Here is a 21,621-nt window from a genome sequence, read left to right as displayed (position 1 = left end):
GTGCCATCACAGCAGCTCGATCGGCTCCCGATCGACAGCACTCCCCTGCACGGCGCAGTCCCGGTCCTCGAGCGCGCAGTGCCAGGCCCACAGCAGCTGCCCGCCGCCGACCCCGACGAGGGCGGCGGTGGCGAAGCCGAGGGCGGACGTGCCGACGAAGGGGGTGACGGCAACGGCCGTGACGGCGTTGAGGACCAGGGCGAAGAACGACGACATGGACACCGCGGCACCCAGCCGGTGCGGGAACAGATCGAGCAGCATCAGCTGCATCGTCGGGTAGGTCAGGCCGTTGCCGAGGGCGATGAGGCTGAGGCCGATGACGGCCCACGGCAGGTCGGCGGCGACGGGCGAGGCCGCGATGAGGACACCGACGACACCCCCGACGAACGAGATCGTGCAGCCGATCGAGATCAGGCGCCGGGCGGTCATCCGGCCGGCGGCGCGGCCGCAGAGCCAGGAGCCGAGCATCATCGCGCCGATCATCGGGACGAACAGCTTCCAGAAGTCGAGCTCGCCCTCGCCGAGCACGTCGACGACGAAGATCGCCGCGCCGCCGATGTAGAGGAACTGCGCCCCGAAGATCAGCGACGTCGCCCAGGCGAGCCGGTGGAACGCCGGCTCCTTCACGACGGCCGTGAGGCCTCCGAGCACCGCGCCGACGCGCAACGCGACCCGGCGTTCGGGCGCCAGGGTCTCGGGCAGCAGCACCAGGACGGCGAGGATCAGGGCGACCCCGAGGGCGGCCTGGAACACGAACACCAGCGGCCACTCACCGAGCTGCAGGACCAGCCCACCGATGATCGGACCGATCGCAGGTGCGATGCCGAAGATCACCGCGACCCGGCTCATCAGCCGCTGCGCCGTGGCGCCCTCGAAGAGGTCGCGGATCACCGTGCGGCTCACGATCGTGGCGCCACCGGCGCTCAGGCCCTGGAAGGCGCGGCACACGAGGAGCCAGGCGAGGCTCGGCGCGAAGGCGCAGCCGATCGACGCGGCGACGTACACGACGAGGGAGGCGAGCATGACGGGCCGGCGACCCACGGCATCGGAGATCGGGCCGTGGAGGACACTCATCGCCGCGAAGGAGCCGAGGTAGACCGTCACGACGAGCTGGAGCGCACCTGCGCCGACACCGAAGTCGTCGCGCATCTCCGGGAACGCCGGGAACGGCGTGTCGATGCTGAACGGCCCGATCATCGACAGGCAGGCCAGCACGATCGGTACGACGACCAGCAGCCGGGCGGACGTGGCTTCTCGGGTCGCGGTCACCCCCGCATCACATCATTCCCGCCATCGCGAGCGTCAGTCGCCGACGACCCCGGATCACTAGGGTGATCGCCATGACGGCCACGCGGGTCCACCTTCGCGACGGAGGCGTCAGCCTCCTCCTCGAGTACGACGCCAGCTGGGCCAACGGCCTCCCCCGAGTCCTGCACTGGGGAGATGACCTGGGGCGCCTCGGTTCGCGCCAGCTCGCCGACCTGGCGGAGGCCGCGCGGCCACGCCGCGGCAACAGCGCCTTCAGCGTCCCGGGGATCCCGTCACTGGTGCCGGTGGAGTCGGAGGGCTGGCTGGGCCGGCCCGGCCTGATCGGCAGCCGCGGAGGCGCCGGCTACGTCACCCGTCTGGCCGTCACCAGCCACGAGATCATCGAGCACGGCGTGCGGTTCCATGCCGTCGACGAGGCCGCGGAGATCTCCCTGGACCTGACCGTCACGCTCTCCCCTCACGGTGTCGCGCGCCTCGGAGCCGAGCTGACCAACACCGGCCGGACGTCGTACGACCTTGACCACCTGGGGATCTCGCTGCCGGTGCCGGGTCACGCCACCGAGGTCCTCAGCCTCGCGGGCAGCCAGGGCCACGAGCGCGTACCGCAGCGGCTCCCGCTCAGCGTGGGCGCGCACGTGCGCGAGGACCGGAAGGGCCGGCCGGGGCACGACGCACCGCTGGTCCTGGTGGCTGGCGAGAGCGGGTTCGGCTGGGAGTCCGGCGAGGTGTGGGGCGTGCACCTGGCGTGGTCGGGCAACCAGGTCCAGGCCGCCGAACGGCTGTACCACGGCGAGGCGGTGCTCGCCTCGGGCGAGCTCCTGCTCCCCCGTGAAGTGACGCTCGCACCGGGTGAGACCTACGCGGCGCCCGAGGTGTGGGCGAGCCACGGCCACGGCCTCAACGAGCTCGCCGGACGACTCCACGACGAGATCAGGGGCCGCGCCACGCACCCGCGGACGCCCCGCAAGGTGCTGCTCAACACCTGGCAGGCCGTCTACTTCAAGGCCACTCCCGAGCGCCTGCTGCCGCTCGTCGACGCCGCCGCCGCGGTGGGAGTCGAGCGGTTCGTGGTCGACGACGGCTGGTTCCGCGGCCGCAACAACGCCCGCGCCGCCCTCGGCGACTGGGAGGTCGACCGCGCGTGGTGGCCCGACGGACTGACGCCGCTGGTCGAGCGGGTCACCGCCGCCGGGATGGAGTTCGGCATCTGGGTGGAGCCCGAGATGGTCAACCCCGACTCCGACCTCGCCCGGGCGCATCCGGACTGGATCCTCCGGCCCGGACCGGGCGACGGTCCGGAGGGACTCGGGCTGCCGTCGCGGTTCCAGTACGTCCTCGACCTCGCGAACCCCGAGGCCCACGGGTACGTCGCCACGTCCCTGCACCAGCTGCTGGACCAGCACCCCGTCGGCTACCTCAAGTGGGACCACAACCGCCCCGTCACCGAGGCCGGCCACGGCCCCACCCACACGCCCGGCGTCCGGGCCCACACCGTCGCCGTCTACCGGCTGATCGACGACCTCAAGTCCCGCCACCCGGGCCTGGAGATCGAGTCGTGCGCCAGCGGCGGCGCCCGGATCGACCTCGGCATCCTCGCCCGCACCGACCGGGTCTGGGCCAGCGACTGCATCGACGCCCTCGACCGGCAGGAGGTGCAGCGCTGGACGCAGCTGCTCGTCCCGCCCGAGCTCGTCGGCACCCACCTCGGCCCGGAGACCGCGCACTCGACGGGCCGCACCCAACCGCTCGACTTCCGCGCGGCCACCGCACTGTGGGGCCACTTCGGCATCGAGTGGGACCTCGCGAAGCTGCCGCCCGAGCAGCTCCCGGAGATCCGCGGCTGGGTCGACCTGCACAAGAGCCTGCGCCCGCTGCTGCACACGGGCCGGGTCGTCGTGGCCGACCACCCGGACCCGACCCTGTGGGTGCACGGCGTCGTCGCGCGGGACCAGCGCGACGCGGTGTTCGCGATGACGTCGCTCGGGAAGCCGGCGACCTCGCCCCGCGGCAGGGTCCGGCTGCCCGGCCTGGACCCCGCGACGTCGTACGACGTCCGGTTGCTCGCACCCGTTGGGGCCGGTGACCCGCCGTGGTCGGTGCCCAGCTGGCTCCAGGGCAAAGGGGTTCGGCTCCCGGGCCGGGTGCTGGGCAGCGTGGGCGTCCAGGTGCCCGCGATGAAGCCGCAGCAGACCTGCCTGCTTCGGGTGCGCGCACTACAGTGAACAAGATGACTCTCGGCGAGATGGATCTTCACCTCGTTGCGGAAGGGCGCCACGAGCAGCTCTGGCAGGTGCTCGGCGCGCACGTCCGCAACGAGCCGGTGGACGGAACCAGCTTCGTTCTCTGGGCCCCGAACGCCCGTCAGGTCGCCGTCACGGGCGACTTCAACGGCTGGGACGGCTCGGCCCACCGCATGGAGCCCGTGGGCTCGGGGCTGTGGGAGACGTTCGTCCCCGGCGTCGGCTCGGGCGCGACGTACCAGTTCCTGGTGGAGGGCGCCGACGGCGTCTGGCGCCACAAGGCGGACCCGATGGCGTTCCACGCCCAGGCGCCGCCGGAGACGGCATCGCGCGTGTACACCTCGACCCACGTGTGGCAGGACCGCACCTGGCTCGCCGAGCGGGCCACCCGGCAACCGGTCAACGAGCCGATGGCGACGTACGAGATGCACCTGGGCTCGTGGAAGAAGCATCCCGACGGCTCGTTCTGGAGCTACGACGAGCTGGCGGACCCGGTCCACGGCTTGCCCACCTACCTCGCGGACCTGGGCTTCACCCACGTCGAGCTGATGCCGGTCATGCAGCACCCGTTCGGCGGTTCGTGGGGCTACCACGTGACGTCGTACTTCGCGCCCGACGCCCGCTTCGGCGACCCCGACGGCTTCCGTCGTCTCGTCGACGCGCTGCACGCGGCGGGCATCGCCGTGATCCTGGACTGGGTGCCCGGCCACTTCGCCACCGACGACTGGGCGCTGGTCCGCTTCGACGGAACCGCGCTCTACGAGCACCCCGATCCGCAGCGCGGCTGGCACCCGGAGTGGGGCTCGCACATCTTCGACTTCGGTCGCCCCGAGGTCCGCAACTTCCTGGTCGCGAACGCGCTGTACTGGCTCGAGGAGTTCCACGTCGACGGCCTGCGGGTCGACGGTGTCGCGTCGATGCTCTACCTCGACTACGGCCGCAACGACGGCGAGTGGACGCCGAACCAGTACGGAGGCCACGAGCACCTCGAGGCCGTGCGCTTCCTTCAGGAGCTCAACGCCACCGCCTACAAGCGGGTGCCCGGGATCGTCACGATCGCGGAGGAGTCCACGGCCTGGCCGGGCGTCACCGGCGCCACCTCGGGTGGCGGGCTGGGCTTCGGCTTCAAGTGGAACATGGGCTGGATGCACGACAGCCTGAAGTACCTGCAGCACGACCCCATCCACCGCGCCTACCACCACGGCGAGATGTCCTTCTCGCTCGTCTACGCGTTCTCCGAGAACTACGTTCTGCCGCTGAGCCACGACGAGGTCGTGCACGGCAAGGGGTCCCTGGTCCGCAAGATGCCCGGCGACCGCTGGCAGCAGCTCGCCAACCTGCGCGCCTACCTGGCGTACATGTGGGCCCATCCCGGCAAACAGCTGTTGATGATGGGATGCGAGTTCGCGCAGGAGTCGGAGTGGGCCGAGGCCCGCGAGCTGGACTGGTCACTGCTCGCGCATCCCGCCCACCGCGGCATGCAGGACTTCGTGCGCGACCTCAACCACCGCTATTGCGAGGAGCCGTCGCTCTGGCGCCTCGACAACGACCCGGCCGGGTTCGCGTGGATCGACGCCCAGGACGCCGGCCACAACACCTTCTCCTTCCTACGACGCTCCCCCGGCGAGCCCGACCTGGTCTGCGTCTCCAACTTCGCCGCGATCCCCCACGACTACCGGCTGGGCCTGCCGGTCGCCGGTCCGTGGGCCGAGCTGCTCAACACCGACGCGGCGTCGTACGGCGGCAGCGGGGTGGGCAACCTCGGGACGGTCGAGGCGATCGCTGCGGGACCGCTCGAGGCGAACGCCCCAGGTGGCAGTCCTGCCTACGCGGCGCTCGTCCTGCCCCCACTGTCGACGCTCTGGTTGAGGGCACCCATAAGGTAACCCTGTGTCCGACCCGGAGATCCGCCACACGACCGTCGACGACGGCATCGCCCGGCTGACCTGGACCGCGGACCTCACCGAGCGTGGCTGGCAGGCCGCCGTCGACGTCGTACGACGCCAGGTGGCTGCGGCACTGATCGATCACGAGCGGGTCGAGGTCAAGGTCGCGGTCGACGACGCCGAGGCGCAACGGATCGCGACGTGGTCCGGCATGCGGCGTGAGGGCGTGCAGCGCGGGCGGGTCGGCGACGTCGTGGTCTACGCCCGCCTCGCCGACGACACGCCCGTGCACGAGCCCGGTGGCTTCCGGGCGTTGCTCAACTCGTTCCTCCCGCGCAAGCGCGGCATCGCGCAGATGCTGATCCGCGACGAGTCTCCCGAACCGCGAGTACTCATGTGCCAGCTGACCTACAAGGACGACTGGGACCTGCCCGGCGGCGTGGTCGAGCCGGGCGAGTCACCCCGACTGGCAGTGAGCCGCGAGGTCGAGGAGGAGCTCAGCCTGCAGATCGAGGCAGGGCCGCTCGTGCTCACCGACTGGCTGCCCCCGTGGGGTGGCTGGGACGACGCGATCTGCGTGGTGTTCGACGGCGGCGTGCACCCGGCGTCCATCGCCGGTGACGTCGTGCCGCAGGCCCGCGAGATCCGGTCGGCTGCGTTCCTCACGCTGGCCGAGGTCGACGAACGGGCGGCCGACTTCACGGCACGGCGGGTGCGGGCTGCACTGGCGTCCCTGGCAGGGGAAGGTCCGGCGTACACCGAGTCGGGTCGCTGAGGTTCGGTTCACCAACCGTATTTGCTGCGCCACGGGCCGGATCACGACGAATTCGGTAGTTGCGCTGGGCGACCAGCACACCGACCACCAAGATGGCGCCGCCGACCAGCTCGCCGGTGGAGGGCACCTCACTCAGGAGCAACCAGGCCGAACCGATCGCGACCGGCGGCACCAGCATGATCCACGGCACCACGGACGCCGAGGTGTTGCGCGACAGCAGGCCGTTGAAGATGCCGTAGCCGACCAGCGAGGCGAGGCCGGCGGTGTAGACGGTGGACACGGCTGCCTTCCACCCGAACGCGGCGACGCCGTCGGCCAGGACGCCCGGGCCGTCGAGGACCATCGACAGCGCGATCAGCGGGATCGGCACCACGAGGGCCGACCAGACGGTGAGCGCCAGGCCACCGGTGGCGCCGGAGGCGCGGGAGACGACATTGCCGATGGCCCACATCAGCGCGCCCATCAGGCACAGCGCCAGCGCGATCACCGGCACGTGGCCACCCCGGCCGAGGCCGACCACGACCAGTCCGGCGGCGCCGAGCACGACCCCGATCGTCTGCGGGCCGGTGGGGCGTTCGCGGAGCACGACCGTGGCGAGCAGGATGGTGAGCACCACCTGCGCCTGGAGCACCAGTCCGGCGAGCCCGGGCGGCATGCCGGCGTCCATGGCGACGTACAGGAAGCCGAACTGGCCGAGCGACATGAACACGCCGACGGCCGCCACCGTGCGCCAGGGCACCGGCGGTGGGTCGAGCAGGAACACTGCCGGGACGACGACGGCGAGGAAACGGGCTGCCAGGAACAGCAGCGGCGGCACGTCGCCCATGCCCCAGTCGATGACGACGAAGTTGAAGCCCCAGATCACGGCGACGAGGGCGGCGAGGGACTGGTCCTTGCGATTCACGGGTCCAGCATCGCCGGGTTGATCATTAAGCACCAGCGAATAGATGTGTGCCAAATGATGTAGCGTTGCTACATGATCGATCTCGACGCCCTCGCCGGCCTGCAGGCCGTCGCGACCCATGGTTCCGTGGTCGCCGCGGCCGGGGCGACCGGCTTCACCCCCAGCGCGATCTCCCAGCAGGTCAAGCGCCTCGAGCGCCAGACGGGCGTCCCGCTGCTCGAGCGGGTCGGTCGTGGCGTGATGCTGACCAGCCACGGCCAGCACCTCGTCGACGCCGGCCAGCAGGTCCTCGCGGACCTCGAGCTCCTCGAGTCGAACCTCCAGCAGCGCGCGGGTGTCGTCGCCGGCAGGATCCGGCTCGCCGCGTTCTCCACCGCCATGCGGGGCCTCGTCGCGCCCGTCGCCCGCGGCCTGCGCGACGCGCACCCCGACCTGACCCTGACCCTGCGCGAGGGCGAGCCGTGGGACGTGGTCGACCTCGTCGCGAGCGGCCAGGTCGAGCTCGGCATCGTGCACCGCTGGGGCGGGGTCGCGCAGACCATCCCCGACCACGTGGTCGCCACTCCCCTGCCCGGTGACGTCGCCGACCTGATCGTCCACCGCGACGACCCGCTCGCCCGGCGCCGCAGCGTCACGCCGCACGACCTCCTCCACGTCGACTGGATCGCCACCCCGGAGGGCACCATCTGCCGCCAGTGGCTGTCCCGGATGTACGACGGCACCGGCCGCCCGCCCCGGATCGCCCACGTGTCCGGGGAGTTCGACTCCCACGTCGCCCTCGTCGCCGCGGGGCTCGGTGTGGCACTCGTCCCGCGGATGGGTCGCGCTCCGCTCGGCGACCAGCTGGTCGCCGTACCCGTGAGGGACCCGGAGCCGATCCGGCTGATCGACGCCCTGCACCGCCGCACGATGGCCGACTCCCCCGCCGTACGGGCGGTGCTGGCGGCTTTCGCTCAGCTGGGCTGAGACTCCAGCGCCTGGCGCGCGAGGTACGTCGCGCCGGCCACCGCCGCGGGCATCACCAGGATGCCGCCGAACGGGACCAGGAAGCAGGCCTGCACACAGACGCCGAAGCCGAGCATGGCGCCGCGGTGCTGGCGCATCAGGTCGGCACGACCGGCACGATCCATGCCCCGTGCCTCGAGCGGGCGGGAGACCAGTTCTCCGGCCAACAGGCGGCCGGAGACGACCAGCCCGAGCACGGCTCCGATGATCGCGCCGATCACCGGCAGCAGGCCGAGCAGGAACACGACCACCGCCATGACCAGGCCCATCAGCACGAGCACCAGGCCGTCCAGCGCGCCGCGGATCCAGCCGACGCCGCGGCCAGGCACGTCACCGCCGAGGGAGAGCTCGACCTGCTTCCAGATCTTCTCGTAGAAGGGATCGCCGACGGCGAGGGTCAGCCCGGTGAAGGTGACGATCGAGAGCATCACCGCGCCGGCGAGGACACCCAGGAACACGATCACCCGGAAGGTCGTGCGGACCGCGTCGGCCCAGTCGTCGGCGAACGGGGTCGCCCACGAGATCAGGTCGTCCAGGACCAGGACCAGCCCGACGAACGCCGCCGCCAGCAGGATCATCACGATCACCGCGGGCACGATGCCCAGCAGCATCAGGCGGGTGCGGGTGCGCCACAACCGGAGCCCCTGCAGCAGGAATCCCGCGCCCTGCCCGAACCCCATGCCCCGCACGGCCTCTGACATGGTCAGACTCAGAACAAGGCTGAGGCGAGGGCGGCACGGCCCTTGAGGACCCGCGGGTCCTCGTTGCCGACGGCGCCGAAGAGCGCCAGCAGGTGCTCGCGGACCTTGTCGCGGTCCTTCCCGGCCGTACGGCGGATCAGCTCGATGAGGCGCGCGAAGGCGTCCTCGACGTGGCCGCCGAGCATGTCCAGGTCGGCCACCAGTGTCTGCGCGTCGATGTCGTCGGGACTGGCGGCAGCCGCGGCCCGCGCGGCGTCGAGGTCGACGCCCTGCGTGCGCTGGAGCACCTTGGCCATGGCGAGACCGGCGACGGCCTCGTGGTCGGCGGGGTTGCCGTCGACGAGCTTCTGGTACTCCGCGACGGCGAGGTCGATGTTGCCCTCGGCCAGAGCGTCCTGGGCCGGCGCGTAGCGCGGGTCGACGTCGGACTCGGCGCCCTCCTCGCCCTCGACGGCGGCGACCGGAGCGCCGAACGCGTTGGGCTGGTGGCGGCCGGCGATGCCCTGCGCGGTCAACTGCTGCGCAAGCTGGTTGAACAGAGCGCGGATGTCGTCGATCGGGGCCGCGCCGGGGATCGGCTGCGTGGCCGGGCGACCGTCGAGGATCACCAGCATCAACGGAACCTGCTGGATCTGCATCGCCTGGGCGATCTGCGGATTGGCGTCCACGTCGACCGTCGCGGCGAGGAACCGGCCGTCGTACTCGTTGGCGACCTGGATCACGTCCTGGGCCATGTCGACGCTCTCGGGGACCTGGCTGGCCGAGTGGAAGACCAGCACGACCGGGGCGTTCATCGACGCCTCGAGGACGGTCTGGAAGTTCGCTTCGTCGACTGCGACGGAGTACGCCGAGGTGGATCGGCCGCCGCTGGCACCAGTGGGTGCGCCCCCAGCGGGAGCGGGCGGGGCCGGACGCTTCTTCAGCGCCGAGAGATCGATGGCGCCGGGACGGGAGAACGGCTGCTGCGTCATGGACGCAATCCTACGGAGCGCCGTCAGTTGGGAACGCGGGGGCCACGCAGGCCCGCCCGCTGCACGACTCGCTGGATGGCGAGATCACGGTCGTCGGGGCGACCGACGTACCGGATGTCGCGCAGGCCCTGCTCCTGTGCGGCGGACTCGAAGCAGAAGTGGCCGAAGCCGAGGATCCGCCCGTGCAGCGGCTTCTTGACCGAGATGTCGAGGATCCGGCTCAACGGCATCGTCGCCAGGCTCTGCGACAGCACCCCGTGGACCCGGAAGACGCGCATGTTCGTGATCACGAAGCGGTCGCGGAGGACGGCGAGGCCGCCCCACGACGCGTGCACCAGCAAGACGGCGGCAACGATGATGAAGAACCACGCGACCGCGATCGCGACGAACCAGCTCGCGACCAGCAGCACCAGAGCGAGCAGCGCCTCGCCACCGGGACGAAGGTAGGCGAACCAGTGGTGAGTCACCTCGTCGACGACGACCTCACCCTCCTCGCGGAGCAGGTGCTTGCCGATCCCGGGGTCCCCGAGGCGCGCGACGAAACCCGACACGAAGCTCATCGACGACTCATGGCAGGTCTGCCCTGCTAGCCGAGAGCGCCGAGGAAGTCGATGATCCCGGTGAAGGCCTGCTCCGTCAGGGACCAGACGTCGGCGCCGGTGCTCTTGGCGGTCGTGGCCAGGCCGTTGGGATCGGTGAACATCCAGAAGCCGAGGAACACGATCACCACGACACCGATCAACTTCTTGGCGTCCATGCGTGGGTGTCTCCATCCTGGTGTGGTTGTGCCCCCGAGGACACAGATCGACACATTGGTACCAAACGCCCCACCCGTGGAGCGGGAGGCGCGCCCAACGCCGCCGTACGGCGATCAGGGACAGGCGTGCCGCAGGCCGTTCTGCGTGGTGCCGGCGGGCGCCGCGGAGCCCCGGAGCCAGGCGTCGAAGAAGCCGTCGAGATCGGCGCCGGTCTGGGTCTCGGCGAACGTCTCGAACTGCGCCACCGAGGCGTTCCCGTCGCGGTGTGCGGCCACCCAGGCGCGCAGCAGGTTGCGCATGGGGACCGCGCCGACGCGGTTGCGCAGGGCTGCGAGCACCATGGCACCCCGGTCGTAGACCGCGCCGTCGAAGATGTTCGGCGCCCCGGGGTTGTCCAGCTTCAGGGTCCAGAACGGCGAGGTCGGCGACTGGCACGCCGATGCGTAGAAGCTGTCGAGCCAGGCCTCCACGCTGGGGCCGCCGTGGGCCGCGTCGAACAGGACCTCGGCGTACGTCGCGAAGCCCTCGTTGAGCCAGATGTCGCGCCACTTGCTCACCGACACGCTGTCGCCGAACCACTGGTGGGCGAGCTCGTGGACGATCACGCTCGTGTAGATCCACGGGCCGTAGGTCGGCCGGGTCTGGTTCTCGAGCGCGAAGCCGACGTCCAGGTTGGTGACCACACCCCCCGTGGAGGTGAACGGGTAGGCGCCGAACTGGCCCTTGAGCCACTCCGTGATCGCCCCCGACCTCCGGAGCGCCCGCATCGAGCTGCCGCGTTCGGAGGACGAAAGGTGCGAGGAAACGGCGTTGTAGACCGGGATCCCCGAGGAGGTACGACTGGTCTCGACCACGAAGTCGCCTGCCGCCACGACAGCGAGGTACGTCGCCATCGGGTCCGTCATCCGCCAGTGGGTGGTCGCGCGGGCACCGGTCACCTTCTTCGAGATCCGCACGCCATTGCTCAGCACCCGCTTGGCCTTCGGCAGGTTGACGCGGATGTCGAAGGTGGCCTTGTCGCTGGGGTGGTCGTTGGAGGGGAACCACCAGGGCGCCATGTGGGGCTGGTTCATCGTGACGAACTCGTGGCGGTCGGCCAGCCAGTTGTGCTCGCCGGCATAGCTGAGCGGCGAGGGCTTGCCGCGGTACACGACCTCGACCTTGAAGGTCTTGCCCGCCGCGATCGCACTGGCCGGCGCGACCTTGAGCTCGTGCCGGTTGGGCCGGGAGAACCGGGCGGTCCGGCCGTTGACCTTCACGGCGCTGACCGGCAGCAACAGGTCGAGGGAGAAGCTGCTCAGCGCCTGGTTCGCCCGCATCGTGATGAACGTGCGCCCGCGCAGGACCAACTCGTTGAAGTCGTAGGCGATGCGCACGTCGTAGTGCAGTGCGTTGGTGCCGCCGTTGCCGTCGTAGGGCCAGTAGGGGTCGGGTCCCTTCACCGCCCCTGGCACAGGCGCGCTCGAATCACTCGCCGAGGCACCGGAGAGGCCCGGGACGAGAAGGAGCAGGAACACCACGAGAATTGTCCGCCAACGCATCGGGCCAATCTACGTCACCGTAATTCGGTTGCCGGGACGACCGCGCTGGGTCAGCCTTGTGTCCTGGCTCCGCGATCCCGCGGAGCCCGTCGAGAGGAGCGTGACATGTCCATGACTGTCTCCGGCCTGCCTGCAGACCGATCCCTCTCGACCCACAGGAGCACCCTTGTTCCCGGAGATCCCCTCCACACCTGTTGACCTCGCTGCCGATCCGGCAGCTGACCTGGACCCTCGCTTCGTCTTCGACTTCCAGGCGTACGACGACCTCGGCGCCGGCCAGCGCTGGTCCACCTGGCTCGACGTCGAGCCACTGTCCCGCGGACCCGAGCCACGCCCCGACTGGGTCGTGACGTCCCAGGGCGCGATCGACACCGAGCTCGGCATCCTCAAGACCGGCAAGGAAGCCGACGTCTTCCTGCTGGACCGCACCGACCCGCGGGATCCGGCGCAGTCCGTGGTGATGGCGGCCAAGCGGTACCGCTCCACCGAGCACCGCACCTTCCACCGATCGGCCGCCTACACCGAGGGCCGCAGCATGAAGCGGTCCCGTGACGAACGCGCCCTCAAGCGCAAGAGCACCTTCGGTCGCGAGGTCGCCGCCGGCGAGTGGGCGATCTCCGAGTGGAGCGCCCTGCAACGCTGCTGGGAGCTGGGCGTTCCCGTCCCCTACCCGGTCCAGATCGACGGCACCGAGATCCTCATGGAGTGGATCACGGTGCCGGGGACGGACGAGGGTGAGCCCGAGACGGCACCACGGCTCGCGCAGACCCGGCCGGATCCCGTGCTGCTCGCGTCGTACTTCGAACAGCTTCGCGCGGCGATGTTGACGCTGGCACAGTCCGGACTCGTGCACGGCGACCTGTCGGCGTACAACATCCTCGCGGCGGGCCAGCACCTCGTGATCATCGACTTTCCCCAGCTGGTCGACCTGGTGGGCAACTCGGGCGGCTTCGACTTCCTGCAGCGGGACTGCACGAACGTGTGCGGGTGGTTCGAGAGGCGAGGACTCGCGGTCGATCCGCAGGAGCTCTTCGGCGACCTGGTCGCGCACGCCTTCTGAGGGCAGGCCCCCGGGCTCCCGGTGAGCGGGACCTGTTCGGGGGCCTGTCGGCCGCTTCCTCCTAGCGTGACTGAGGACACACCCCGGAGCGGCCCACAGCGGTCCCGGACTATCACCTGGAGGATCAGTGAGGAACCGCATCACGACACGGACACGTGTCGCCACCGCACTCCTGGCGACCACGTTGCTGGCTGCGGGATGCGCCGGCTCGGGCGGCGGCAGCGACAAGGACACCGACAGCTCGTCGTTGACCAAGGACGAGATCTACGCCGCCGGCGTCGTCGGCGTGAGCGGCGACGAGGGTGACCCCAAGGACGGCGGCACGCTGACCCTGGCCGACTACTCGGAGGCCCGCAGCCTCGACCCGACCAAGACCTACGGCAACGGCGCTGCCGGCGGCAACGCGACCGCGGCCGTCTACGACGTGCTGATGCGCTACAACCAGGAGACCAACGCGTTCGACCCGTGGCTCGCCGAGTCGCTGTCGACCGAGGACAGGACGACCTGGACGCTGAAGCTGCGCAAGGGCGTGAAGTTCACCGACGGCACCCCACTCGACGCCAACGCGGTCATGGGCAGCCTCGGCTACTACATGAAGAACTCCGGCTACAACACGCTGCTGCTCGCGACGAACATCAAGGACATGAAGGCGCAGGGTTCCGACACCGTCGTGTTCACCCTGAACGGGCCGTGGGCGACCTTCCCCAACATGCTGGCCAGCGGCCCGGGCATGATCATGGCCCCGGCGGCGTACGCCGGTGGTCCGGAGAAGTTCAAGCCGATCGGTGCGGGTCCGTTCATCCAGGACGCGTACAAGCCGGCCGAGGAGCTCGTCCTCAAGGCGAACCCCGGCTACTGGAGTGGCAAGCCGCACCTCGACGCACTGCGGTTCGTCTGGCTCGGCAGCGACGACGCCCGCCTCGAGTCGCTCGCCGGCGGTTCGGTCGACGCCGCCAACCTGCGCGCGCCGCAGACGCTGGAGAAGGCTCGCAAGGACGGCTTCGCCGGCATCATGGCGCCGTCCGGCCTGGCCACGATGTTCTGGCTCAACAACCGCGAGGGTCGGGCCACGTCCGACGTCCGCGTGCGCCAGGCCATCAACTTCGCGATCGACCCCCAGGTCTACGCCGAGCGCGTCAGTGGTGGGGCAGGTCTGCCCGGCCGCAACATCTACTCCCCGAGCGCGCCGTACTTCACCGACGTGAAGACGTCTGACTACGACCTCGCCAAGGCCAAGTCGCTGCTCGCCGAGGCGAAGAAGGACGGGTACGACGGCAAGCTGACCTACATCGGCCAGTCGGACCAGGCGTCGCAGACCGCCGCCGTCACCGTCCAGGCGATGCTCGAGGCCGCCGGCTTCACGGTCGAGACCGACCTGCTGCGCAACATCGCGGACCAGACCCAGCGGATCTACGTCACCCACGACTACGACCTCGCCGTGTCCGCGATGAGCATCCCGGACGAGGACCCGTACTCGCGGCTCTCGACGAACCTCAACGCCCAGTCGCCCCAGAACCCGTCCGGCTACAGCAACCCGGAGATGGACGGCCTGATCGCCCAGCTCCAGGCCGCCGAGGGTGACGCCGCGACCGCGCTGCTGACCAAGATCAACGAACTGTGGCAGGAGACGGTCCCCGGCATCGCCATGGGCGCCGGCGCCTTCTTCCAGCCCTGGAACAAGGACGTGCACGGCATCACCAGCACCTCCGAGACCCTGATGCTGTTCGGCGGAGCCTGGAAGGGCTGATCCGCTCCTCCTCCCACCTTCCCCGGTTGTTCCGAGGCACCCTCCACCCACCGGGGTGGGGGGTGTCTTGTGCGCGAGGTGCACGGGTTGGGGGTGCGAGGTGCACGAGTTGGGGGTGCGAGGTGCACGGGTTGGGGGTGCCACCTCACCAGCTCGGTCGCCAGCGGTACGACGGCTGGTCGGGCCCGCGCGAATAGATCCGCTTCGACGGACGATCGGGCGAGCGCTCGTTGATCGCCTGCGCGAGCTCTGCCAGCCAGATGGCCCGCTTGGTCGCCTTGAGGTCGCCCTTGCGGACCACGAGGATGATCCACCCGGCGGCCTCGAGGGCCGCGCGCCGGGTCTCGTCGCGCTCGCGGTCCCCGTCGAGCGTGTGGAACTTCTCGCCGTCGTACTCGACCGCGATGCGGAGGTGCGCGTAGGCGTTCTCGACCCGGGCCGGGCCCCAGCCCGGAACCACGAGGTCGACCTGGGCCTCGGGCATGGGCAGCCCTTCGTCGTGGATCATCAACCGGACCCAGGACTCCGGCTGCGAATCCGCGCGGTCCGTCGAGAGCGGGATCAGCTCGCGCAGCTGGATCACGCCGCGGCGGCCGCGGAACCGCGGCAGCATCAGAGCAAGGTCCAGCTGCGAGATCCCGTGCTTGCGGCGGAACTCGTCCAGCGTCGCCATCGCTCGGTAGCGGCCGTAGAGGCAGGCCACGTCGCACGCGGTTCGCAGTGGAGTTGTCACGCGAACGCCGCCGGGCAGGAGCATCACTTCGGAGCCCGACAGATCACGCTTCCCTCCGAACACACCGCGACGAGCCGAGGCGCGCTTGCCGTCGCGCGACACCGCATCGAGCTCCGGGATGACGTCGTGCTCCTCGAAGTCGAGGATGTCGACGTCGTGGAGCCACGCCGCGCACCGATCGGCAACCACGGCGTGAGGTGGCAACACCAGAGCCGCCGCCTCGATCCGCAGATCGAGCGAGTCCGGTGTGGACGCGTCCACGTAAACGCCGTACAGCAGCGTCCGGACGGCGCCGCACTTCACCTTCCAGCGGAGCTGCTCGCGACTGATCCCCAGGTCACGCGCGATCGCTGCAGTGAACGGTCTTCCTCGGAGAGCTTCCAGTTCGGTCATCACCACAGGCTCGTGCGACGGACCCGGCTACGCACCGGGCGCCGACGTGCCCTGTGGACAACACGTCTGTCCACAGGGATGACCGTTGGTCATGGTCCGCTGTGGTCCTCATGGGGCTGGTGTGAAACGCAACCAGCGCATCTCGCACTCCCATTCGGCGCACCTCGTGCGCCCAACCCACGCACCTCGTGTCAGGAGGTCGGGGCGAGGAGGGGCCAGGGGGCGGCCAGCTCGAGTTGGTGCGCGAGGGAGAGGAGGGTGCCTTCGGCGCCGAGGGGGGCGACGAAGTGGGCGCCGAGCGGGAGGCCGGCGGCGTCGTCGTACCCGCGCCGGCCGAGCCCGCCGCAGGGGACGGACATGGCGGGCATGCCGGTGGCGTTGATGACGGCGGTGAAGGACGAGTAGTCGCCGCCGCGCTCCCACATCACCTCGGGGCGGCTGGTGTCGAGGACGCCGAGCTCGGGGGTCGGGAGCGGGAGGGTCGGGGTGAGCAGCAGGTCGAACTGCCCGAACATCGCGCCGAGCTGCCAGCCGACCTGCTGGATGGCGGCGTGGGCGTCGTACACCTGGATCGGCGTCATGGTCGCGCTGTAGTGGTCGAACAGCATCCGGGTGAACGGCTCGAGGTCGTCACCCCTCAGCTCGCGCCCCAGGGCAGCCAGCCGGTGCGTGACGTCGGCCAGCAGCGACGCACCCATCAGGGTGCCGAAGCCGCTCATCATCAGCTCGGCGTCGTACGCCAGCTCGGTCTCCTCGACGACGTGGCCGAGCTGCTCGCACAGCTCCGCTGTCGCCCGTACGGCGGCCACGACTGCCGGATCGACGACGCCACCGTCCGCGCGGCGGGTGGCCAGGCCGATCCGCAACGAGAGGGGCGCCCGCGACGCCTGCTCCCCGAACGCCACCGATGGCGTGGGCGCCGCCAGGGCTTCACCGGGCATCGGGGCGGAGGTGAGGTCGAGCAGCAGTGCACTGTCGCGGACCGATCGGCTGAGCACGTGGTTGGAGGACAGGGGCGAGGCGAGGGTGGTCGGTGCGGGGTAGGTGGTGATCCGGCCGCGGCTCGGCTTGAGGCCGAACAGGCCGCACATCGCGGCGGGGATGCGGATCGAGCCACCACCGTCGTTGCCGTGGGCCACGGGGACCAGGCCGGCCGACACGGCGGCAGCCGAACCGCCGGACGAGCCACCCGACGAGTGGGCGACCGACCACGGGTTGCGGGTCGGGCCGTGATGCAGGGGCTCCGTCGAAGCGTTCTTGCCGAGCTCGGGGCTGTTGGTCATGCCGAGCACGACCATGCCGGCTCGCCGGTACCGTCGCACGAGCTCAGAATCCACCGAGGCGACGTCGTCGGCCCACAGCTTGCTGCCCCGGGTCAGCGGCAACCCTGCGACCTGCATGCCGAGGTCCTTGATCAGCGTCGGGACACCGTGCAGTGGTCCCCGCGCCAGGCCGGCGTCGACCTCGGCCAGCGCCTGCTCGAACCGTTCCGCCACCAGCACGTTGAGCACGCCGTTGTGCTTCTCGAGCCGCGCGATCGAGTCCTCCACGACCTCGCGTGCCGAGACCTCGCCGCTCCGGATCGCCTGCGCGGTTGCGATGGCGTCGTCGTACTGGATCACAGCTCACTCCTCAGACGTGGTGGCAGGCCACGAACTGGCCCGGGTTCATCTCGCGCAGCAACGGTTCCTCCGCCGCACACCTGTCGGTGGCGAGCACACAACGGGTGCGGAACCGGCAGCCGGACGGCGGGTCGAGGGGCGAGGGCATCTCGACGGCCGTCGTCGGCTCGGCCTCCCGATCGGCGTCCGCCTCGCTCGGCACGGAGGCCAACAGGAGCCGCGTGTACGGGTGGAGCGCGGCGTTCTCGAGGTCGGCAGAGGGCAGCACCTCGCACGTCTTGCCGAGGTACATCACCATCACCCGGTCGCTGATGTTCTTCACGACGGCGACGTCGTGGGCGATGAACACCATGCTCAGCCCGAGGCGCTCGCGGGCCTTCTCCAGCAGGTTGAGGATCTGCGCCTGGACCGACACGTCGAGGCTCGATACCGGCTCGTCACAGATGAGGACGTCGGGCTCGAGCGCGATCGACCGCGCGATGCAGACCCGCTGGCACTGCCCGCCGGAGAGCTCGTGGGGACGCCGGTCCCGGACGGCCTCGGGGTCGAGTCCCACCGAGCTCAACAAGGAATCGACGAAGGTTGCGCGGTCCCGATCACCCCACCCCCAGATCTCGAGTCCCTCGACGACGAGGTCCTTCACCTTGCGCCGCGGATTGAGTGCGGACACGGGGTCCTGCAGGACCAGCTGCATCCGCGAGCGCGCCTTCCGCATCGGCTGCGCCTTCATCCCGGTGAGCTCGACCTCACCCAACCGCACGGACCCACCGGTCGGTGGCGGCAGCTGCATGATCGCGCGACCGGCGCTCGACTTGCCGCAGCCGGACTCCCCGAGGATGCCGAGGGTCTCCCCCGGCAGCAGGTCGAGGTTGAGCCCGGACACGGCGTGCACCGTGCCGCGTCGTACAGGGAACTCGACGACGAGGTCGTCGACGGCCAGGGCCCGCGGTTGTCCGGGCCGCAGGTGCGCGGTGCCACTACCGGCCATGACCGGCCTCCGTCAGGGGTGCGTTGGGCTCGAGGGACTCGATCGAAAGGAGCGGGTGGTGACACGCGACCTGCCGCGCCGGTCCGTCCGGTACGGCGACCAGCGCCGGCATCAGGTCCGTGCAGGTGTCGTCCGCGCGTCCGCACCGGGGGCCGAACCGGCAGCCGCGGGGCGGTCGGGTCATGTCGGGCGGGTTGCCCTCGATCGTCCGCAACACGGTGTGCGGCTGATCGGAGAGCTGCGGGATCGAGGCGAGCAGCGCGTCGGTGTAGGGGTGGTCCGGGCTGTCGAAGACGGTCCTGGTCGGACCGGCCTCGACCGTGCGGCCGGCGTACATCACCTGCACCCGGTCGGTGCGCCCGGCGACCGCACCGAGGTCGTGGCTGATCAGGATCATCGCCATCGTGCGCTCGCTGACGAGCGAGGCCAGCAGGTCGAGGATCTGCTTCTGCACGGTCACGTCGAGCGCCGTGGTGGGCTCGTCGGCGATCAGCAGCCGCGGGTCGCAGGCCAGTGCGGTCGCGATGACGACACGCTGCCGCATCCCGCCCGACAGCTCGTGCGGGTACTGCGTCAGCCGGCGCACCGGCTCGGGGATCCCGACCTGGTTGAGCAGGTCGACGGCACGCTCGGTCGCCTCCTTGCGGGAGCAGTGCAGGTGCCGGCGCAGGGTCTCGGTGAGGTGGGTGCCGACGCGCTTGACCGGGTTGAGCGAGGTCATCGGGTCCTGGAAGACCATGCCGATCTCGGGACCCCACAGCTGCCGGCGCTGGCCGGGCTTGAGGGCGTGCACGTCCCGCCCGTCGAGGAGCACCTGTCCCGACACGGTCGTGGCAGGGCCAGTCGCGATCAGGCCCATCACGGTGCGGCCCAGCACCGACTTGCCGGACCCGGACTCCCCCACCAGACCGAGGGTTTCCCCCGCGGCCACCTGGAAGGAGACGCCGTCGACGGCACGGACCTCACCGCGTGGGGTGTGGAAGACGGTGTGCAGGTCGTCGACGACGAGCAGCGGACCGTCAGAGGGGGTCATCACAGCTTCGCACTCCTCGGATCCCAGCGCTTCTGCGCCTTCTCCCCCAGCAGGTTGAAGGAGAACACGGTCAGGAACAGGCACACACCCGGCACGACCACGATGAACGGGTGCTTCTCCATGACGCCGCTCTGGCCCTCGGCGATCATGTTGCCCCAGGTCGGTTCGGGCTGCTCGATGCCGATGCCCAGGAAGGACAGCGACGCCTCGGCGACCACGAGCACGGAGATCATCACCACGGCCAGCGACAGCACCGGCAGTACGACGTTGGGCAGCACCTCGCGGCGCAGCAACCGCACCCGCCCAGCGCCGAGCGCCCGCGCCGCCAGCACGAACTCGCGCTCGGCCACGGTGATCGTGTTGGCCCGAGCGAGGCGCACCATGCTCGGAATCGTCAGCAGGGACAGGGCAAACGCGATGCTGCGGACGCTGGGTTCCAGCACGGAGCCGAGTGCGATCAGCAGGATCAGCGGCGGTACGGCGAGCAGCGCGTTCGACAGGATGCCGACCACACGGTCGGTCGTGCCGCGGACGAAACCGGACACCATCCCGACCAGGCCACCGACGACGGTGCCGATCAGCACCGCCAGCAGGGCGACCAGGATCGACGTGCGGGCGCCGTACACGGCACGCGAGAGCACGTCGAGGCCGTAGTTGTTCGTGCCGAACGGGTGGCTCGACCCGAGGTCCGGGCGGGCGAAGATCGGCTCGGTCAGGCCGGCGACGGAGTCGTCGTGGTTGCCCAGCGGCAGCAGGGGCGCGCACAGGGCCGCGCCCAGCACCAGGACCAGCCAGGCCATCCCGAGCCAGAACACGACGTCGACCTTCCGGCCCAGCAGGCCGCGGAACAGCCGACCGAGGCCCGTGATGGCGAGCAGGATGCCGGCGGCGAGCAGCACCATCCGGACGAAGGTGACGACGACGTCGGTCGTGAAGGCCCAGCCAGCAAGGCCGAGACCCGCAACCAGGATCGCGGCCCCGGCCAGGGCGAGGGAGGTGCGGCCGTCGCGACGGCGAACGGGTTCAGGCGCGAGCACGGCGGGTCCTCGGGTCGAGAAGGCCATAGGAACGGTCGATCAGGGCGTTGCTGCCGACGTAGATGACGGCGATGACCAGGACTGCGCCCTGCACCATCGGGTAGTTGCCCTGGTTGGCGGCGTCGATGACGAGCTTGCCCATGCCGGGCAGCGCGAAGAGGTACTCGACGATCACGGTGCTGCCGACGAGGCGGCCGATGCTCAGGCCGAGCACCGTGACCAGCGAGAACGACGACGGACGCAGCGCGTCGCTGACCATGATCCGCAGCGGCGACATGCCCCGGGCGCGAGCAGCGAGGATGAAGTCCTCGTGCAGTGTGGTGACGAGGTCGTTGCGCAGGATGCGCGTGAACATCGCCGCCTCCATCAGCGCGATCGTCAGCGCTGGCAGGAAAGCGTGCTGGAGGTTGCCGCCGATGCCGTCACCCAGGCGCACCCACTCGTTGCGCGGGAACAGGTCGAGGGTGTTCACCAGCACCGCGATCAGCAGCAGGCCGACCAGGAACGACGGCATCGACAGCAGGCCGAAGGTCGCGGCGCTGATGGACCGGTCGGCCCGGCCTCCCTCGTGGTACGCCGACCACATCGCCAACGGGATCGCGATCAGCAGCGCCATCACCAGGCCCATCGCGGCCAGCTGCGCGCTGACCGGCAGCGCCGAGAGGATCCGGTCGAGGACCGAGGTCTGCGGCGGCACCAGCGACGTGCCGAAGTCTCCGTGGAGGACGCCGCCCAGCCAGTCGCCGTACCTCACCAGCAGCGGGTCGTTCAGACCGAGCTGCTCGCGGAGCGCGTCGTACTCCTGGGGCGTGCGGCCCTCGCCGAGGACCGCGATCGCCGGGTCCCCGGGGACCAGCGACAACAGCAGGAACACGCCCAGGCTGACCAGCAGCAGGACTGCTGCCAGCTCGAGGACGGGAAGAAGGATGCGGCGTGCCACCTGGGAAATCTCCCACCT

At 70.4% G+C, this 21,621-nt stretch carries 19 protein-coding genes; 6 read left to right on the top strand and 13 right to left on the bottom strand.

Features of this window, described 5'->3' with window-relative positions; all coding sequences use genetic code 11:
- Window positions 1-6: 6 nt before the first annotated feature.
- Window positions 7-1,269 (bottom strand): multidrug effflux MFS transporter, encoded by a 1,263-nt coding sequence (locus tag ASD84_RS20410; RefSeq protein ID WP_200954675.1) that lies wholly within the window; start codon window positions 1,267-1,269, stop codon window positions 7-9.
- Window positions 1,270-1,340: 71 nt separating this feature from the next.
- On the opposite strand from ASD84_RS20410, the gene ASD84_RS20405 reads away from it, so the two are divergent.
- Genes ASD84_RS20405 through ASD84_RS20395 form a run of 3 tightly spaced genes read left to right on the top strand, consistent with a single transcriptional unit; the run spans window position 1,341 to window position 6,170 of the window.
- Entirely contained in the window at window positions 1,341-3,491 is a 2,151-nt protein-coding gene (locus ASD84_RS20405; protein WP_056715014.1) for an alpha-galactosidase, read from the top strand.
- 5 nt (window positions 3,492-3,496) lie between these two features.
- The gene (gene glgB / locus ASD84_RS20400; protein WP_082574130.1) at window positions 3,497-5,395 is read left to right on the top strand and encodes a 1,4-alpha-glucan branching protein GlgB; all 1,899 of its coding nucleotides are present in this window, start codon (window positions 3,497-3,499) and stop codon (window positions 5,393-5,395) included.
- Between the two features lie 4 nt (window positions 5,396-5,399).
- On the top strand, window positions 5,400-6,170 hold the full coding sequence (locus tag ASD84_RS20395) for an NUDIX hydrolase (RefSeq protein WP_056714494.1): 771 nt from the start codon (window positions 5,400-5,402) through the stop codon (window positions 6,168-6,170).
- On the opposite strand, the gene ASD84_RS20390 is transcribed toward ASD84_RS20395, so the two are convergent.
- Window positions 6,094-7,074, bottom strand: coding sequence for an EamA family transporter (locus ASD84_RS20390; RefSeq protein WP_235531215.1), 981 nt, complete (start codon window positions 7,072-7,074; stop codon window positions 6,094-6,096). The two genes, ASD84_RS20395 and ASD84_RS20390, sit on opposite strands and share 77 nt — an antisense overlap.
- Before the next feature lie 72 nt (window positions 7,075-7,146).
- Between ASD84_RS20390 and ASD84_RS20385 the strand changes: the two genes are divergently transcribed.
- Window positions 7,147-8,040, top strand: coding sequence for a LysR family transcriptional regulator (locus tag ASD84_RS20385; RefSeq protein ID WP_056714491.1), 894 nt, complete (start codon window positions 7,147-7,149; stop codon window positions 8,038-8,040).
- On the opposite strand, the gene ASD84_RS20380 is transcribed toward ASD84_RS20385, so the two are convergent.
- The 5 genes from ASD84_RS20380 to ASD84_RS20365 all read right to left on the bottom strand — a co-directional run bounded on the left by ASD84_RS20380 (window position 8,028) and on the right by ASD84_RS20365 (window position 12,050).
- On the bottom strand, window positions 8,028-8,780 hold the full coding sequence (locus ASD84_RS20380; RefSeq protein ID WP_082574045.1) for an EI24 domain-containing protein: 753 nt from the start codon (window positions 8,778-8,780) through the stop codon (window positions 8,028-8,030). The genes ASD84_RS20385 and ASD84_RS20380 overlap by 13 nt on opposite strands.
- Window positions 8,781-8,788: 8 nt before the next feature.
- The gene (locus tag ASD84_RS20375; RefSeq protein ID WP_056714486.1) at window positions 8,789-9,751 is read right to left on the bottom strand and encodes a co-chaperone YbbN; all 963 of its coding nucleotides are present in this window, start codon (window positions 9,749-9,751) and stop codon (window positions 8,789-8,791) included.
- Window positions 9,752-9,774: 23 nt separating this feature from the next.
- On the bottom strand, window positions 9,775-10,311 hold the full coding sequence (locus ASD84_RS20370) for a PH domain-containing protein (protein ID WP_056714484.1): 537 nt from the start codon (window positions 10,309-10,311) through the stop codon (window positions 9,775-9,777).
- Window positions 10,312-10,337: 26 nt separating this feature from the next.
- Window positions 10,338-10,508, bottom strand: coding sequence for a hypothetical protein (locus ASD84_RS25215; RefSeq protein WP_156392224.1), 171 nt, complete (start codon window positions 10,506-10,508; stop codon window positions 10,338-10,340).
- Window positions 10,509-10,622: 114 nt separating this feature from the next.
- A complete protein-coding gene (locus ASD84_RS20365; RefSeq protein WP_082574047.1) occupies window positions 10,623-12,050 on the bottom strand; it encodes a M1 family metallopeptidase in 1,428 nt (475 codons plus the stop codon).
- Window positions 12,051-12,216: 166 nt separating this feature from the next.
- Between ASD84_RS20365 and ASD84_RS20360 the strand changes: the two genes are divergently transcribed.
- On the top strand, window positions 12,217-13,110 hold the full coding sequence (locus tag ASD84_RS20360; RefSeq protein ID WP_082574049.1) for a serine protein kinase RIO: 894 nt from the start codon (window positions 12,217-12,219) through the stop codon (window positions 13,108-13,110).
- A 127-nt stretch (window positions 13,111-13,237) separates the two neighbouring features.
- A complete protein-coding gene (locus ASD84_RS20355; protein WP_056714479.1) occupies window positions 13,238-14,857 on the top strand; it encodes an ABC transporter substrate-binding protein in 1,620 nt (539 codons plus the stop codon).
- Window positions 14,858-15,002: 145 nt separating this feature from the next.
- Here ASD84_RS20355 and ASD84_RS20350 read toward each other — a convergent pair whose 3' ends face one another.
- The 6 genes from ASD84_RS20350 to ASD84_RS20325 form a co-directional block, all read right to left on the bottom strand.
- Entirely contained in the window at window positions 15,003-15,983 is a 981-nt protein-coding gene (locus ASD84_RS20350) for a hypothetical protein (RefSeq protein WP_156392226.1), read from the bottom strand.
- 191 nt (window positions 15,984-16,174) lie between these two features.
- Complete coding sequence (locus tag ASD84_RS20345; protein ID WP_056714472.1) at window positions 16,175-17,605, bottom strand: amidase; 1,431 nt, start codon at window positions 17,603-17,605, stop codon at window positions 16,175-16,177.
- Between the two features lie 10 nt (window positions 17,606-17,615).
- On the bottom strand, window positions 17,616-18,593 hold the full coding sequence (locus ASD84_RS20340) for an ABC transporter ATP-binding protein (protein ID WP_056714470.1): 978 nt from the start codon (window positions 18,591-18,593) through the stop codon (window positions 17,616-17,618).
- A complete protein-coding gene (locus tag ASD84_RS20335; protein WP_056714468.1) occupies window positions 18,583-19,626 on the bottom strand; it encodes an ABC transporter ATP-binding protein in 1,044 nt (347 codons plus the stop codon). The genes ASD84_RS20340 and ASD84_RS20335 overlap by 11 nt, the downstream gene beginning before the upstream one ends.
- Window positions 19,626-20,663 carry an ABC transporter permease gene (locus ASD84_RS20330; protein WP_200954676.1) on the bottom strand — a complete coding sequence of 346 codons (1,038 nt, stop codon included), beginning with the start codon at window positions 20,661-20,663 and terminating at the stop codon, window positions 19,626-19,628. Before ASD84_RS20330 ends, ASD84_RS20335 begins: the two co-directional genes overlap by 1 nt.
- Window positions 20,650-21,603: an ABC transporter permease gene (locus ASD84_RS20325; RefSeq protein ID WP_056714465.1), complete on the bottom strand. Its 954-nt coding sequence runs from the start codon at window positions 21,601-21,603 to the stop codon at window positions 20,650-20,652. Before ASD84_RS20325 ends, ASD84_RS20330 begins: the two co-directional genes overlap by 14 nt.
- Window positions 21,604-21,621: the final 18 nt, after the last annotated feature.

Source organism: Nocardioides sp. Root682 (assembly GCF_001427795.1).
Classification (GTDB): Bacteria; Actinomycetota; Actinomycetes; order Propionibacteriales; family Nocardioidaceae; genus Nocardioides.
This window is presented reverse-complemented; position numbering and strand designations above follow the sequence as displayed.

What these genes read in the sequence shown, in the direction of transcription:
- ASD84_RS20405 (WP_056715014.1), top strand. Translation starts at nt 1,341, where the DNA reads ATGACGGCCACGCGGGTCCACCTTCGCGACGGAGGCGTCAGCCTCCTC.
- glgB (WP_082574130.1), top strand. Translation starts at nt 3,497, where the DNA reads ATGACTCTCGGCGAGATGGATCTTCACCTCGTTGCGGAAGGGCGCCAC.
- ASD84_RS20385 (WP_056714491.1), top strand. Translation starts at nt 7,147, where the DNA reads ATGATCGATCTCGACGCCCTCGCCGGCCTGCAGGCCGTCGCGACCCAT.
- ASD84_RS20380 (WP_082574045.1), bottom strand. Translation starts at nt 8,780, where the DNA reads ATGTCAGAGGCCGTGCGGGGCATGGGGTTCGGGCAGGGCGCGGGATTC.
- ASD84_RS20375 (WP_056714486.1), bottom strand. Translation starts at nt 9,751, where the DNA reads ATGACGCAGCAGCCGTTCTCCCGTCCCGGCGCCATCGATCTCTCGGCG.
- ASD84_RS20370 (WP_056714484.1), bottom strand. Translation starts at nt 10,311, where the DNA reads ATGAGCTTCGTGTCGGGTTTCGTCGCGCGCCTCGGGGACCCCGGGATC.
- ASD84_RS25215 (WP_156392224.1), bottom strand. Translation starts at nt 10,508, where the DNA reads ATGGACGCCAAGAAGTTGATCGGTGTCGTGGTGATCGTGTTCCTCGGC.
- ASD84_RS20365 (WP_082574047.1), bottom strand. Translation starts at nt 12,050, where the DNA reads ATGCGTTGGCGGACAATTCTCGTGGTGTTCCTGCTCCTTCTCGTCCCG.
- ASD84_RS20350 (WP_156392226.1), bottom strand. Translation starts at nt 15,983, where the DNA reads ATGACCGAACTGGAAGCTCTCCGAGGAAGACCGTTCACTGCAGCGATC.
- ASD84_RS20340 (WP_056714470.1), bottom strand. Translation starts at nt 18,593, where the DNA reads ATGGCCGGTAGTGGCACCGCGCACCTGCGGCCCGGACAACCGCGGGCC.
- ASD84_RS20335 (WP_056714468.1), bottom strand. Translation starts at nt 19,626, where the DNA reads ATGACCCCCTCTGACGGTCCGCTGCTCGTCGTCGACGACCTGCACACC.